Annotated in this window: 11 protein-coding genes and 1 rRNA gene; 6 read left to right on the top strand and 6 right to left on the bottom strand. The window is 38.0% G+C overall.

All coding sequences use genetic code 11. The features are described from left to right. Positions 1–526 precede the first annotated feature (526 nt). The 6 genes from GQR47_RS08225 to GQR47_RS08200 all read left to right on the top strand — a co-directional run bounded on the left by GQR47_RS08225 (position 527) and on the right by GQR47_RS08200 (position 7586). Positions 527–2197, top strand: coding sequence for a phosphoethanolamine--lipid A transferase (locus GQR47_RS08225; RefSeq protein ID WP_024596943.1), 1671 nt, complete (start codon positions 527–529; stop codon positions 2195–2197). Further along, the gene (locus GQR47_RS08220) at positions 2194–2565 is read left to right on the top strand and encodes a diacylglycerol kinase (protein WP_007582120.1); all 372 of its coding nucleotides are present in this window, start codon (positions 2194–2196) and stop codon (positions 2563–2565) included. Before GQR47_RS08225 ends, GQR47_RS08220 begins: the two co-directional genes overlap by 4 nt. Then, on the top strand, positions 2556–4502 hold the full coding sequence (locus GQR47_RS08215) for an LTA synthase family protein (protein WP_165723706.1): 1947 nt from the start codon (positions 2556–2558) through the stop codon (positions 4500–4502). Before GQR47_RS08220 ends, GQR47_RS08215 begins: the two co-directional genes overlap by 10 nt. Before the next feature lie 63 nt (positions 4503–4565). Next, positions 4566–5240 (top strand): response regulator transcription factor, encoded by a 675-nt coding sequence (locus GQR47_RS08210; RefSeq protein ID WP_007377292.1) that lies wholly within the window; start codon positions 4566–4568, stop codon positions 5238–5240. Beyond that, a complete protein-coding gene (locus GQR47_RS08205; RefSeq protein WP_024596430.1) occupies positions 5221–6657 on the top strand; it encodes a HAMP domain-containing sensor histidine kinase in 1437 nt (478 codons plus the stop codon). The genes GQR47_RS08210 and GQR47_RS08205 overlap by 20 nt, the downstream gene beginning before the upstream one ends. Before the next feature lie 50 nt (positions 6658–6707). Continuing rightward, positions 6708–7586, top strand: coding sequence for a TraB/GumN family protein (locus GQR47_RS08200; protein WP_024596429.1), 879 nt, complete (start codon positions 6708–6710; stop codon positions 7584–7586). Between the two features lie 47 nt (positions 7587–7633). On the opposite strand, the gene GQR47_RS08195 is transcribed toward GQR47_RS08200, so the two are convergent. The 6 genes from GQR47_RS08195 to rrf all read right to left on the bottom strand — a co-directional run bounded on the left by GQR47_RS08195 (position 7634) and on the right by rrf (position 15252). Further along, the gene (locus GQR47_RS08195) at positions 7634–9046 is read right to left on the bottom strand and encodes an ATP-binding cassette domain-containing protein (RefSeq protein WP_024596428.1); all 1413 of its coding nucleotides are present in this window, start codon (positions 9044–9046) and stop codon (positions 7634–7636) included. Positions 9047–9122: 76 nt separating this feature from the next. Further along, positions 9123–10853: a response regulator gene (locus GQR47_RS08190; RefSeq protein WP_024596427.1), complete on the bottom strand. Its 1731-nt coding sequence runs from the start codon at positions 10851–10853 to the stop codon at positions 9123–9125. A gap of 132 nt (positions 10854–10985) precedes the next feature. Next, entirely contained in the window at positions 10986–13319 is a 2334-nt protein-coding gene (locus GQR47_RS08185) for a fatty acid cis/trans isomerase (protein WP_024596426.1), read from the bottom strand. Then, on the bottom strand, positions 13316–13681 hold the full coding sequence (locus tag GQR47_RS08180) for a hypothetical protein (protein WP_002959878.1): 366 nt from the start codon (positions 13679–13681) through the stop codon (positions 13316–13318). Before GQR47_RS08180 ends, GQR47_RS08185 begins: the two co-directional genes overlap by 4 nt. Before the next feature lie 88 nt (positions 13682–13769). Beyond that, positions 13770–14564 carry a VOC family protein gene (locus GQR47_RS08175; protein WP_024596425.1) on the bottom strand — a complete coding sequence of 265 codons (795 nt, stop codon included), beginning with the start codon at positions 14562–14564 and terminating at the stop codon, positions 13770–13772. Positions 14565–15137: 573 nt separating this feature from the next. Continuing rightward, positions 15138–15252: ribosomal RNA gene (gene rrf / locus GQR47_RS08170) — 5S ribosomal RNA — on the bottom strand. Between the last annotated feature and the right edge of the window lie 166 nt (positions 15253–15418).

Genomic DNA, 15418 nt, shown 5'->3' with positions numbered 1-15418 from the left:
TCCTCAGTGACAACCCAATTACAAATTTTACCCTTAAAACTAAAAAGCCCTCCGAACGGTTAAGTGCGGAGGGCTTTTTTAATGCTTAAGTTTTTAAAGCACTACGAAGCCCTCGCGGGAATAATCACCACGATAATAATCAGGACTAGGTTAAGTGCGTTTGTAAGCATGTAATTAATACCAAATTTTGTTCAATTATCGCGAAGGTTATTCCTTCGCTCTCTTTTTATATTAGTACCGCGCTAGGCCCTTCAAGTCAACACCAAAGTTAATCTAACAAAAAGACTAAAAGGCAATTTATCAGGTTTTAAAATTCATTATACAAGCTAGTAGTGGTTTTTTTATGCTCTAATTTTAATCTCAGAAATTCACTATTCTTATATCCCTTATTTAAGGTTTGATTAATTTTTGAGAATATTTTTATAAATAAAATTATTTATCACCTTCAGGTAATGCGTAGGTTCTCTTAAGCGACTCTTAAGTGTTGTTGCATAGCATGGCGTTGTTATTTTAAACGAGCCTAAATATGAACATAACTAGCCAAACACCAGCACAAAAAAAGCCAAATCGTAGTAAGCGGTTTTACATTCACTGTAGTGCAAATGCCTTTGTAGTGATGATTGCCTGTTATTACTGTTTAGTTATAAACATTCCTTTTATTCAAGGTTCGTTTAGCGCCATCACCTCCCTTGCATCTTTTTCATGGCTATTTTTACTTTCAGTGCCACTGCTGTTGTTATGCCTTTTAATTATTTTCTTTTCAATAGTGTCGGTTAGGTGGTTACTAAAACCAATTAACTACCTTTTACTGATAATTTCGAGTGCCGTACTTTACGGCTCATTAAATTACGGCGTCGTGTTTGACTATTCAATGATTCAAAACACGTTCGAAACAGATTCAAGCGAAGCACTGAGCTATTTAAATCCGCAGCTCATAGGCTTTCTACTACTGTTTTGTGCGCTACCTGTTTTTATATTAAGCAAAGTAAAAATACACTTTACCCGCCCTCACCAAGAAGCAATTAGTCGTATAAAACTTATTGTAGCGTGCTGCTCACTAATTGCTTTAGTGGTCGTAAACTTTTACGCCGATTACGCAGCCACTGGCCGCAATAACCGCATTTTGAAAAAAGAACTCATCCCATTTCAGTATCTCTCTAGCGGTTATAAATATATGCGCGATCAGCTGCTGTATACCAATATGGAATTTAAAAATATAGATGCAACACCCACTCTCATTACGCCTAACAACACCAGCGTAACAGTTATGGTTGTTGGCGAAACCGCACGAGCAGAAAACTTTTCTTATCAAGGTTATAAGCGCAACACCAACCCTTATACACAAAAGTATAATGTGACGTATTTTAATAATGTGGCGTCTTGTGGCACCGCTACTGCTGTGTCTGTGCCGTGTATGTTTTCACTGCAAACACGAGATAACTTTGATCGATTAGCAGCCGACAACCAACAAAACCTGGTTGACTTAGCACAACAAGCTGGCAGCGACGTACTGTGGGTTGATAACAACAGCGGCTGTAAAAACGTATGCACCCGTGTTGTTAACATTGATATCCCAACCACCCCATCAGCGCTTTGCGATGGAAAATATTGTTTTGATGAAGCACTTCTTGCTCCACTTAAGCGCAAACTCGCTAATTTAAGCCAAGCTAATACCGTTATCGTCCTACACATGATGGGCTCACACGGACCAACCTACTTTAAACGCTACCCAGAAAAATTTAAGCAATTTACGCCCACGTGCGACAGAAGCGACATTCAAAACTGCTCACTCGATGAATTAGTTAATACCTACGACAACACAATTGCGTACAGCGACTTTGTTAACGCCCAGGTAATTGAGCAATTAAAAGCGCTGCCAAACAACATAGATAAGCAGTTTTTATATGTCTCTGATCATGGTGAATCACTTGGCGAAGCCGGTGCTTATTTACATGGTTTTCCGTATAGCTTTGCACCTAGCACACAAACGCACGTTCCTCTTTATATATGGGCTGATGAGCATAATCAGCGCATTACTAATACCTGTTTAGCTAATCTAGACACCCGCGCTGCACGCTCACACAACAATATTTTTCACACCCTTTTAAATTTAATTGGCATTAAAAGCAAAACGTATCAGGCATCACTTGATTTACTTGCTAACTGCCAAACAACACCAAGCGAAATAAAACTATGAGTAATAAAACCGTTATAAAACGCCAAGGCTTAATGCGCCTTATTTTTACCTTAAGCCATTCTTTTAACGGCTTAAAATGGATGAGTCGATTTGAAGCGGCGTTTCAACAAGAGCTAGCACTGTTTTCATTACTCGGTGTGTTTGTGTGGCTACAAGAAATTGCACTAAGGGATAAATTACTGCTTATAGCTAGCCTGCTTTTTGTATTGTTTGCTGAGCTGGTAAATACGGCAGTTGAAGTTGTAGTTGATAGAATTGGCAGTGAATACCATGAGCTTTCGGGGCTAGCTAAAGATATAGCCTCTGCAAGCGTGTTTATAGCTATGCTAATTGCCGCTCTTATTTGGTGGGCTGTGTTATGGGCATAAAGCTAACTTTTATACCTAAAATACAAAATACACTTGGCCCTGTATGGATTTTTGTTGTATTTGCTGTTTTGGCACTTAGCTTTTTAACACTTGCTCGCTTTGGATTAAGTGTATGGCAAGGGGAGCGTGTATTTGGATCGCATGCGTGGTTATCTATATTTATAGGTGGTTTAAGAGTTGATATAGCCACTCTAAGCTACATTATTATGCCCGCATTACTACTTACTTTACTGATGCAAAGCGTAGGTTGGCAAAATAAAGTACGCGGCCTCATTAAAATTTATTTAGTGACGATGTCTGCTTTACTTGTTTTTTTTGAAGTGATTACGCCTACGTTTATAAACGAGTACGATTTACGCCCAAACCGCTTATTTATAGAATATTTAATTTACCCTAAAGAAGTCTCAAAAATGATTTTTTCAGGCTATAAGTTAGAAGTATTTATTGCTGTTATAGCACTTATTTTAAGCTGTAAATTTGCAAGTAAAATATTTAGCAATCAATGGCAAAGCAAGTCATCACTAACAGGTTTAAATCAATCAATTTTAGCGCTTATTTTAGTATGCTTAACTATTTTTGGCGCCCGCAACTCATTAGGACACAGACCACTTAACCCCGCCATGGTCTCGTTTTCTACTGATCACTTACTTAACGACTTAACCCTTAACTCACTTTATAGCGTCGCGTTTGCAGTTAAGCAACTTTCTAATGAGCAATCGAGCCAAGACTATTACGGTAAAATGCCCACCGATGAATTACTTAGTATTGTGCGTAGTAACATGCAAAATACGCAAGGCACATTTAGTGATGTAACCGCCCCTACAAAAACGTTTCATCGCGCAAGTAATACAGGTAAACCCAAAAATTTAGTCATTATTTTACAAGAAAGTTTAGGTGCTCGTTATGTAGGCACGCTTGGCGGTTTACCGCTTACACCTAATATAGACGCCCTTTATAAACAAGGCTGGGGGTTTGATAATTTATACGCCACGGGCACACGTTCAGTACGTGGAATTGAGGCAGTAATTACAGGGTTTACACCAACGCCTTCGCGTGCAGTTGTTAAGCTTGATAAATCACAACGCGACTTTTTTACCATTGCTGATTTTTTAGCGAAGCAAAATTACAACACGCAGTTCATTTATGGTGGCGAAAGCCATTTTGATAACATGCGCAGCTTCTTTTTAGGCAACGGTTTTAAAAGTATCGTAGATACAAATAACTTTAAAAAAATAGACTTTAATGGCTCGTGGGGCGCATCAGACGAAGACTTGTACGACCAAGCCGATATAGAACTTACTAAGCTTAAAAATCAAAACAAACCATTTTTTAGCCTTATATTTTCAAGCTCTAATCATAGCCCGTATGACTTTCCTGACGATAAAATAACGCTGTACGATAAACAAAAACAAACCCGTAATAATGCTGCCAAGTATGCCGATTACGCACTAGGCACCTTTATCGAAAAAGCTAAAAAATCGAGCTACTGGGATGATACTGTATTTATAGTTATTGCCGATCACGACTCGCGCGTATCGGGTTCAAACTTAGTACCGGTTGATCACTTTAAAATTCCGGCCGTTATTTTTGGAAAAGGTATTACCCATAAACGAGATAACCAACTAGCCAGCCAGCTCGATATCCCTGTTACTCTACTGTCTTTAATTGGCGCAAGTGGTAAGCACCCTATGATAGGTCATGATTTATCAAAGCCAATTAGCGACAACAAACAACGCGCAATGATGCAATACGACAAAAACTTTGCCTACATGCACGATAATAAAGTGGTGGTGTTACAACCACAAAAACCAGCAACCACCTATACGTATAGCAATAACCAGCTTGTGCCATGTGAAAACGATGAGCAACTAGTAAAAAAAGCCCTAGCCCATGCGAACTTAGGTAATTTAGCCTACACAAATGGTTGGTATCATTAACCAAGTGACTTGATAATAAAGCCTTGTTAAAGTAACAAGGCTATTTTTATAAACCGAGTAAACATGAAAATCCTCGTTATTGAAGACTCAGAAGCATTAAGACGCAGCTTGCAAGTTGGCCTTAGCAACCTTGGTTTTACCGTAGATGAAACTGGTGATGGCTCAGAAGGGCTGAGTATGGCACTAAGTGGAAACTACGACCTCCTCGTACTTGATTTAATGCTACCGAGCGTTGATGGCATGAGTATTTTACAAGCACTGCGCAGCAGTAATAGCCAAAGCCGTGTGCTAATTTTATCGGCACGAAGTGAGCCTCAAGATAAAATTAACGGCCTTATGAAAGGCGCTGACGATTATTTAACTAAGCCATTTTCGTTTGAAGAACTCCATGCTCGTGTCCTTGCATTACTTCGTCGTGGTTCACTGCAAAATCAACAAAATACCCTTACCGTAGGTGATTGCGTATTAGATCTCTCGCTTAAAACTCTTCACTACAAGCAACATGCCATTGAGCTCACGCGTAATGAATATAAAATAATAGAATGCTTATTTAACGCCCCAGAGCGAGTATTGGGGCTTGAGCTTATAAGTGAAGCGGTGGTAGGTCAGTTTGATATGCTCTCTAAAAATGCGCTTGAAGCACACATCTCAACCATACGTAAAAAAGTAAGACAGTTTGATGGCGAGCTCCCGATAAAAAATAAACGTGGATTTGGTTATGTCGCAACAACAAAATAAAAATCACTCAATAAAACGTAAACTCGTTAATAATATTAGCGCCGTGATCTCAGTTATTTTATTCACCATATTTTTAACCGTTGATTTAAGTGTTGATACTTGGGTGGAAGATCAGTTTAATCAGTCTTTAACTAATAAAGCTAACTACTTAAAAACCTTAGTTGAAGATGACAACAACGTGGTTGAATTTGATTTTGCTGGTGAGTTTATGTCGGAGTATGAAGCAGCCGATGCCACGGAGTTTTACCAATTATGGCATGGCCGTGATGTGTTTGAGCGCTCGGACTCATTAGCGCTTTATGAAAATGCTAACCTGCCTTTTTTAGAAATGCCGATTAACGAATCTAAAATTATAGATTACGAGCTTCCTAACGGACGTGATGGTCGCGCACTTATAAGTCACTTTGTAGCCCAAAAAGATGATAGAAACCCCACTCACTCTGCTGTTTTTAATACCATGACACTTGCAATCGCAGCGCCGACAGCCGAACTTAATAAAGTACTGATTATTATTGATGTGGTCTTTATTTTAACCTGTGTACTTGGCGTGTTTGGTGTGCGCTATTTAGTGACACGTATTGTAAATAAAGGCCTGCACCCACTACACAACTTAAACGACCAAATTAAGTTACTCGATATTACCGGTGTTGCGCAAACAATAGAAAGCGACTTTAAAGTAGAAGAAATAGAACCTATACGTAACGAGCTAAATAAGTTTATTACCGTTAATCAGCAACTCTATAGTAATGAAAAACGCCTAACAAGCGACATTGCACACGAGCTTAAAACCCCTATAGCTGAACTAATAAGCCTCTCAGAGGTGGCTATTCGCTACCCTGACGATAAACGCATTAGCGACACCTATACCAGTGATGTGCTTAATATTTCACAGCGTATGAAAACAATTGTTAGCAACCTCTTATTATTGCAGCGCTCAAGTAGTAGTGCTATGCAATTGAATGCACAAAATATCATTCTAAATAACTTAGTAAATCAAATTATTGATGAGCTGACCTTTAAGCACCCAACTATTAAAACGCGTTTAAATAACGAAATAAGTGGCGAACTTACGCTTAATGCTGACGAATTTAGTTTAAATACCATTTTGTGTAACTTAATCGATAACGCACTATTTTATGGACTTCCTGAGGCGCCAATTAAATTAACTGCCGTAAATAACAGCACAAACATGACTATCTCTGTTAGTAACAAAGTAACTAAACCACTAAGTAATGAACAGCTAATTGCTATTTTTGACCCGCTCTATCAGCTAGATTCATCTAGAACTAATAATCAGCGCCATGGTTTAGGATTATCAATTGTACAGAGCTTATGTAACTTAAATGGCTTTACTATTACGGCCAGTAATACCGAAAACAATACGCTAACGTTTATATTAACGTTACCTCTGAAGTAAATTTAGGTTAGTATTTACACTACTAACCTTCGAGATTTTAAGGACAAACCATGAATGCTCTTACCCGTGTTAGCCACTTTTTTATTGTGGCATTACTTATAACATTTAGCTTTAACAGCTATGCAGCACCTGCCTTATATAAAATAGAAAAAAATGGCGTCAGCTCTTACTTATTTGGCACCGTACACGTTGGTGATGCCAGCATGAAAGGCTTACCTAAAAATGTAACCGATGCGATTAGCGCAAGCAAAGAAGTGATTGTTGAAGTTGATATAAGCAAACTTACACCACTTGAAATGCAACAGCGCTCAATGCCATTTATGATGCTAAGTGACGGTAAAACACTGCAAACTGAGCTTTCAAAGCAAAATTATACCAAGCTAAAAGATTACTTTGCTAAAAAGTCGATTGATATTGCTATGTTTAATGGCTTAAAGCCTTGGGCTGTTATGGTGACTATGATGCAAATTGAATTTCAAAATGCAGGATATTCAGATAAAACCGGTATAGACAAGCAAGTGCTTAATTATGCTAAAGAGCATAATATTAAAATTGGCGAGCTTGAAACCCTAGAGCAACAACTACAAATGTTTGATGGTATGGCGCTACTAAGCAATGAAATGATTGAAGAAACCTTTGAGCAACTAGCCGATATTAATACTTACTTTATCAAGTTAGTTAATGCGTGGAAAAGCGGTGACATGGACACACTAACCGATTACTACAATATGAGTTTTGATGACAGTAATTACGGTGAAATTAGCGAGCAAGTAATGCTAACTAACCGTAATAATAATTGGGTTAAACAACTCACACCGCGTTTAGCAAACGAGCAGCTATTTATTGCTGTAGGCGCTTTGCATTTACCTGAAAAACACGGGTTACTTAAACAACTTCGAGATAAAGGCTTTAGCGTTACTCGTCTTTAAAATAAAAATGGGTTGAGTGAATTCCCACTCAACCTTTCTCTGAGCTTTTAATGAAAGTCTTCCATTTTTAAGTAATTCTCTATTCCTTTAATTTTGTCTGCCGCATGATGATTTACATAAATCACAGTACTTGTATTGGCAGCACAAATTTTCTCTATTAGTAGCAGTACACGTTGCCTGTTTGCTTCATCTAAGCCTAAGCAAGGTTCATCTAAAATAAGTAACGTTGGATGTTTTACCATAGCCCGCACAATTAACAACATACGCTGATCGCCGTACGATAGCTGGGTGAATGAGGTATTTTGCTTATCACTTAAACCAATAAATGCCAGCCACTGCTTAGCAATATTAATTTGTGCGTCGCTCGGTTTTTGATATAAACCTATGCTATCGTAAAATCCTGAAATAACAGTATTTAAAGCCGATATACTTACGCGGTAATCCATATGTAGCGCGTTAGATATAAAACCAATATGCTGTTTTATATCCCAAATACTCTCCCCTGTCCCACGTTTAAAACCGAACACTTCAATGTCATTGTTATAACACTGTGGGTTATCACCTGTTATTAAATTTAATAAGCATGTTTTGCCTGAACCGTTCGCTCCACTGAGCTGCCAATGCTGATGCTTTTCTATAGTCCAATTGAGATTTTTGAATATGCTTACATCACTGTAACTAACTTTAGCATTACTCAATTTAACTAAGGTATTACCGGTGAATGCCTTTTTCTCTTGTTCGGTATCAGGTGATGGCACATCCAATGAGGTATGTTCTAAATGAAGTAGTTTTAGTAAATCACTCAATTGCTCTCTGTCTGGCTTTGCTAAACTATGTAACAAGCAACCTTGGCTTACATAGCCATAGTGAGTAATGAATGAAGGGATTTCGTCTAGGCGGTTTAGTACAAAAACAAAAGTAATAGTTTGGCTAAGTTCTATGAGTATTTTATTGAGCTGCTGGCAAGATTGTACGTCGAGTCCATGAAATGGCTCATCAAGCACGACTAACTCACTATGGGAGCTGAGTGCTTTTATAAGTAGGAGTTTACGAGTTTCACCCGTTGAAAGGTCTCTAAAATGCCTATTTAGTAATGAGCTAAATTTAAATAACTCTATTAGCTGCGCTAATAACTCATCATTATTACTATGCCCTGTAAAAACAAGGTCTTTAACGAGGGAGTGCTTTTCATGCTCTAATTCTTGAGCTAGTAACTGTTTATGCGAATCTGAAGACACGAGCATAAGCTTATTAATACTACTACTTATACGCTTACCACTTTCGCACTTAGCCTCACCGATTAACGCAGCTGTCAGTGCAGATTTACCAGCTCCATTAGCACCTAAAAGTAACCAATGTTCTCCTAGGTTTACTTGCCAATCTAGGTTGCATATATCGTAACGGCTTTTACCTTGCCCTTGTAAGTAACCATTAAATTGCTCAAGCGTAATTGACTGCACTAACTTTTCCTAATAAACCTTAAAACAGCAAGTTAACGCATATTAAAAGAGCTTAGCAAGCTTGTAATCTGCAAAATTAATTTATTTCACTAACAACGCTAATACTATTTAATGCGTCTTTAATTGCTTGCTGGCTTATTGGCTTATGAATATGGAGGTTAGCTCCGTATTCATAAACTCGCTCTATATCATTTTGTGAGGTATTTGCTGTTATAACAATAATTGGCATTACTTTATTAAGATCGGAACGTATTTTTTTAATAGCCTCAAACCCATCCATTACTGGCATGTTTAAGTCCATAAAAACAATATCGTACTGATTTTCACTCACCATCTCACACGCGACTTTACCATTTTCTGCGCAATCATAGCTTAAACCTAATAAGCTAAGTATGCGGGTTAATAACATAGTGTTTAATGGGTTATCTTCAACGACTAAGCACGTTAGCTTGTTGTTTACTTTAAGAGGTGTTGGGAGGGCTTTACTTATTGTCACTGGTAAATACAAAGACACCAAAGCACCATGAGTTTTATTATTTGTAAAAGTAATTTCACCATGCAGTGCTTTTACAACGTATTGAACCCGGGTTAGGCCTGTTCTCAACCCTTGAAAGTGATTGGTTTGTTTAAATGAGTCAAATTCAAGACTGGTAATCTTCTTCGAAAAGCCACTGCCAGTGTCACTCACTGTTAAATGAAATTCATCATTTAAAAGCTTAGCTGAAACAGTAATTTCACCTTTTTGTGTAAACTTAATTGCATTACTAATTAATTCTGTAAGTGTGTGCTGCAAACGTTGATGATCCAATTTACATACACAATTTAACGATTCATCTAAAGATCTAACTAGTTTTAGGCCTTTTTGCTTACACGCATGCTTGTACGCTATTACTACTTTATTACACGACTCTAAAAGGTTTTCGTCATTTAAATGCGGTACCCATTTACCTGCACTTAAAGCCTGCAAGTCTTGTAATTCATCTAATATGGCTATTAACCTAAGCGCGCAATAGTTAGCTTGGGTTTTAACGCTTTGCTGTTTATCAGAAACCTCTAGCTCCTCAATAGACGTAATAAGTCCCTGCAAAGGTGTTCTAAATTCGTGACTAGCTCTGGCAATAAAATGTTCTTTATTTTGACTTGTTTGATAAACAAAATCTTTTTGTTTTTGTAGCTCTAAAAGCGTGTCTGAAACCTCTTTTTCCATTGGTATAAAAACAAATCTTAACTCAATAAGTAATAATGTCATTGCCAATAACCAGCATAGTATCTCTAGGTTGGCGACCCAATTTACTTTTTTAACAGCTTGAGATTCAAATAAGCTCACTGCCTTATCAAGCTTTGTTAATAACGTTTCAACATACTTTATAGAAAATACTGAGTGGTTTATCTCTCCTTGCTGATACAAAAGCCGCTCTGTTTGTTCTATATAGTCAAATACCGCTTTATCTAACCCTATCGTTTCACCAAAATATAAGTCTACTAACGCTGGATTTAAGTAAATGTATTCGTCATCAGAGTTTTTAGTTAATAATGTTTGATGGGACTCTTTAAATGTATTGAGGGACTTCTCAAGTGACTCAGTATGAGCTGGCGAGTAATTACTGATGTTAAGTATAGCATTACTGTGCCAAGCAATTTTCTGTGAGAGCATACGCTGGCTACCAGCGATGTTAATAATTTTTGCATCAAACTTTTGAACAGAAAAACTATGCTGCATTAATAAAGCAGAGCCACTTATTAATAGCGCTATTGCAATTAGTGCCCATCGATAACGTGTTCTCACGCTTTTAATAATATTGAACATGTATAAACCAGTTTTTTTATATAAGTGTAGACTAATTTTTTAAAACGAAGAATCAGTCAAAATAATTAAGCGAATTATTAATACCCAATAAAAAAGCCCAGCATCAAGCTGGGCCATAGTAGTAAAATTATATTAGCGATTCTCTAATCGATTATAATCGAACATTCCATATTCTATCCCACGATACTTTTTAGCTGTATCGTGCAATATATCGCTGTATTGCCAAAACTGTGGATGAGTACGTCGAATACCAAACTTAGATTTCAAAGCACCATAATCGGCTTCTATTTGCATCATAGGCAATTGCTCGGCAAAAGCATTTACTTGCTGCTCGTTATTTAAATACCAAATAGCTGCTGGGTAATCTCCGATAAACCCAGGAACAATAGTCGCGGTATCTTCATCATAAGCACGTTGGCCATCTTCGTTTAATAAACTAGATATATTGTAGTGCGCATTATGATGAATAATAGTGTAGCCCTTATGGCTATTATCTTCTTGCTTTACAAGTACAAAAGAAAGCTGAGGTAACAAGTTTACCGCTTTTGCTGGCATGTTACTTACAACATTTAACGGCTTTGGCACTTCAGTGTAGTTGTATTTTTCACTTAAAACTGGCGCTAAGGCTTCTTTCATCAAAGTATATAGCTCATGCTGTGGATCATCAGTTTTATAGTTAATACCACTTGGCTGACTAAATTCTCGGTTATTTTTAAAGAACTTAGATAAGTCAGGTGGTGAGTTACGATACCACTGCTTTTTGATTTGATTACGTTTAGCCTCAGGTAACAATGCTAAAAAGTTTTGCTCTCCCTCTAAACGTAAAAAATCCATATATAGGCGTGTCACTAATTGATGGCCTATATTTCCGTACACATCAAAGCCTGCTACAAGCAAATAGTGAATACGCTCAAACAAAGCATAATCTAATATCCAGGTGGTTTTAGGCTCTTGACCAATAAAACCTTTAACTACAGTTGCACTATCAAAATGGCGGAAAATAGTTAGTGCCGCATTTTTATTATGCCCATCACCTTTCCAAAGTAAGTCAGTTGTGAGGTGCTCACCACCTTTAAACATTTCGTTAGCAAGCTCAACTTTTGCCTGTAAATATTTTTTCTCACGAACTGAGTATTTAACCCAGCTAGAAATAGGTAACGCATTACTTTCCTCTGCAGCAGGAAGTTCTAGCGCTTCTTCATGTTGCATTAGCATTTCCCCTACAGCAGGGGTCGCAACCTTATCAGGATCAGCAAACGCCACCCAAAAGTGATCGTTTATAACATTCAAAGCAATCTGACCACGACAAACAGGCCCTTTTATAAAGCCCATAATAATTAACTCTGCCTCATCAAGCATAAATTGATACTTAGAATTAATTGGAATAACTTCGAAAGTTTTAAAAGGGTTAGATGCTGCCTTAGCCTCATAACTAGGCATTTTCGTAACCGTATAATCTGGCGCAATAAACTGCTCATATAAACGCAGTAATTTAGCTTCATTAAGCTCAAGAGGTAAATGTGTTTTAGAAAGTATGGTTGTACGCTCTTGCATAAAACGATAATAAACACGGCTAACTTTAGGGTCATCGTATGGGCGACGCGTGTTAATTAACTTTATTTCCTCTCCAGGAGGCGTACTTGAGCGAACTAGTTTGAAAAAGCTTTGTGGGTTTTCTGAAGTAAAATAAATATGTGCTAAAAACCAATGCTCATAAATATACCGTGCTGATAACTGATACTTTAAGCTATCTTGATTTAAAAATGCTTCCCAGCCCGCTATTTTATTCTGATCATATTTACTTGGTGGCTGAATATGTGACATTTTACCACCACCTTTAAGCCAGTTCTGTAAATGATTAAACTCTTCACGCGAAACACCAGGTAAACCATAAGGCATGCCGCCATGAGGTTGATCACTTGCCAATCGATCGAACTCACCCATTGTTGCGCAGGTTTGCGAACGCGCTAACGAAAAGTCAAACTCATCACCTAACACTTCGTTTACTGGCAATTCATGGCTTTGCTTTAACACTAAGCTATTAAATAACACACTGCCCGCTAAGTTAGCTTCTTCACTTTGTATGCGCTCATTTAGCACTGGCGTAAAGTTTTTTTCTCGCCATTGCTGAGTATTAGTTGCATCAAATAATAAACGGCTTGGGGTCGTTGCCAATAAACGAGTTCCATCGTAAACAAGCTCTTTACTCAACCCCCGGTCAATACCTTCAGGGGATGAGAGCTTCAGTTGACATGGTGCATCGTAACAACCATGACAAACTACGCAGCGGGTATCGAGTACAGGTTTTACATTTTGTAAAAAATCAGCACCAGCACCTGTTGTATGAGGCACCATTCTCTCTTGTGTTTGTTCAGGTCCAAAAAGATCATCGTAGTGAGCATTTCCCAAATATGCACAACCACTTAAAATAATGAGTACTATCGTACTTATTAGTATTTTTCTCATTCGTCGTCCTCATCACCTAAATCAAAGGTGGGCATCATATCCATTTGAGGAGAAACGAATGTATTCTGACCTTCAGTATTCAAAACAATACTTAAAAGAGGGCCATGCGTTAATGTTATCTGCGCATCGTGCTCTTGATCTAATATAGCTAAGTACAGAGGATTAGTTATAAGCAACTCATAACCGCTAACAGTAATAGCGACACTGCTATCTTCACTTGGGTTCTGGCAAATTTGAGCAAGTAACTCATCATCAAGTCCAATTGATATTTCAAAATCAGGCTGCTCTAAGTCTCTATTACTTAATGATTCATCTAATAGAAATAAAGGGAGGGTTAAATTACTATCTTGTTCAAATTCCATTGCGTTCTCTGCACTTTCTGACGATTTAATTGACGAGTATTATATCAAACTAGCGAGCAAATTAACGCTAAAGCTAATGTAACTGTGTTTAAACGTCATCCATAACAGATTCGATCACCGAAAATACAGCACCTTGAGGGTCGCATATAACACTAAAACGACCAACATCTGGGATATCTGTTGCAGGAACACATACTTGTCCACCTAAGCTAGCGGCTTTACTAACAATTACATCGCAACTCTCTACTGCAAAATAAATCATCCAATGAGCAGGGGTATCATCAGGCCATTCACTTGTCATTTCAAGCATACCGGCAATTGGTTGTCCATCGACTAAAAATAAAATGTAGTCCACCCCTTCCATAGGCTTTATTTCGCTTTCCCAGCCTAGTAAAGCACAGTAAAAGTCTCGACTTACTTTACTATCTCTTGTTGCTAACTCATGCCAATAAGGCGTATTTAATTCACCTAAGTGCTTACAACCTGTATGCTCATTCCCCTGCCATAGTGCAACAGTTGCGCCTACTGGATCTTTTAGCATAAGCATGCGACCTGCATTCATAACATCATGAGGGCCGGCAATAACTTCAGCACCCAGTTCTTTTGCTTTTAGCGCACAATCATTAACATTATCGACGGCAATGTAAGCCAACCAATGACTTGGGATACCTGCACTAATTTGCTCTTTAGGCATTTCGTACATTGCAGCGATATCATCACCTTGTTTTTGTAGCATGGTGTAGTATATGTTCTCTCCAATAGGTTGATCGTCATACCCCCAATCAAATAAAGATGTATAAAACGCCTTACCGTCTTTCCAATTGTGTGTACAAAGCTCTGACCAACAAAAAATACCATGCGGATGGTTTTCAACTTTACTCATGAGTAAGCCCTTATTATTCTAATTTTACCTAAACGAACTCTGTCACATTTTATAAACGAAATAATGGAACAGACCATAAATTGAGATTAGAGCAATAGCTAAGCAGAGTCGATAAAAGAAGGGCAAAAATTCGTTATTCAGTTGTTTCATATTTGAGGTTTTTAACGCAGTTAGGGTCAGATTTAACCTCTCAAATGGATTAAATATTATTGCTGATTGATATAAATGATTTACTAAGAAGTCCTTCGCTCTAGAGGAATCCATGAATCACTTTTCTGCAGACGTAAAAAAGCCCGACTATTTCTAGTCGGGCTCTCTACAATTTGAAGTCGGTGCGCTACGCAGTAGGATGTCGTAGTGCCCACAGCGGTGGAGAGTCACATAGCAAATGCTACTGGATTGGCCCACTGAGATATTGAGGGATTTTGCTGTGATTTTAACGTCGTGAGTCGCTACGCTCGACCGACCTACGTGATGGGTGTTGATGTGAGTGTGTGTTAATTGCGCGTATTTTACTTTTCTTCAGACGTAAAAAAGCCCGACTATTTCTAGTCGGGCTCTCTACAATTTGAAGCCTGGTAATGTCCTACTTTCACATAGCAAATGCTACACTATCATCGGCGCTGTTTCGTTTCACTACTGAGTTCGGCATGGAATCAGGTGGGTCCAAAACGCTATTGTCACCAAGCAAATTTGGGCGTTAATTCGTATCTCTACGCATTAACTGAATTTGGAAAATATCTGATAATATTTTTTAAGTCTTTCTAAGTAATATCTACTTTAGTTATATTAACTTCTGTCTAAACTGTCGCATAAAACGCGTTTGGCGTTGTATGGTTAAGCCTCACGGGTAA

Source organism: Pseudoalteromonas sp. Z1A2, assembly GCF_011378755.1.
In the GTDB taxonomy this organism is placed as follows: domain Bacteria; phylum Pseudomonadota; class Gammaproteobacteria; order Enterobacterales; family Alteromonadaceae; genus Pseudoalteromonas; species Pseudoalteromonas distincta.
This window is presented reverse-complemented; position numbering and strand designations above follow the sequence as displayed.

Coding starts and splice junctions, on each gene's coding strand:
- GQR47_RS08185 (WP_024596426.1), bottom strand. CDS start 13,319: ATGAGAAAAATACTAATAAGTACGATAGTACTCATTATTTTAAGTGGT.
- GQR47_RS08175 (WP_024596425.1), bottom strand. CDS start 14,564: ATGAGTAAAGTTGAAAACCATCCGCATGGTATTTTTTGTTGGTCAGAG.
- GQR47_RS08215 (WP_165723706.1), top strand. CDS start 2,556: ATGGGCATAAAGCTAACTTTTATACCTAAAATACAAAATACACTTGGC.
- GQR47_RS08225 (WP_024596943.1), top strand. CDS start 527: ATGAACATAACTAGCCAAACACCAGCACAAAAAAAGCCAAATCGTAGT.
- GQR47_RS08205 (WP_024596430.1), top strand. CDS start 5,221: ATGTCGCAACAACAAAATAAAAATCACTCAATAAAACGTAAACTCGTT.
- GQR47_RS08180 (WP_002959878.1), bottom strand. CDS start 13,681: ATGGAATTTGAACAAGATAGTAATTTAACCCTCCCTTTATTTCTATTA.
- GQR47_RS08190 (WP_024596427.1), bottom strand. CDS start 10,853: ATGTTCAATATTATTAAAAGCGTGAGAACACGTTATCGATGGGCACTA.
- GQR47_RS08210 (WP_007377292.1), top strand. CDS start 4,566: ATGAAAATCCTCGTTATTGAAGACTCAGAAGCATTAAGACGCAGCTTG.
- GQR47_RS08220 (WP_007582120.1), top strand. CDS start 2,194: ATGAGTAATAAAACCGTTATAAAACGCCAAGGCTTAATGCGCCTTATT.
- GQR47_RS08200 (WP_024596429.1), top strand. CDS start 6,708: ATGAATGCTCTTACCCGTGTTAGCCACTTTTTTATTGTGGCATTACTT.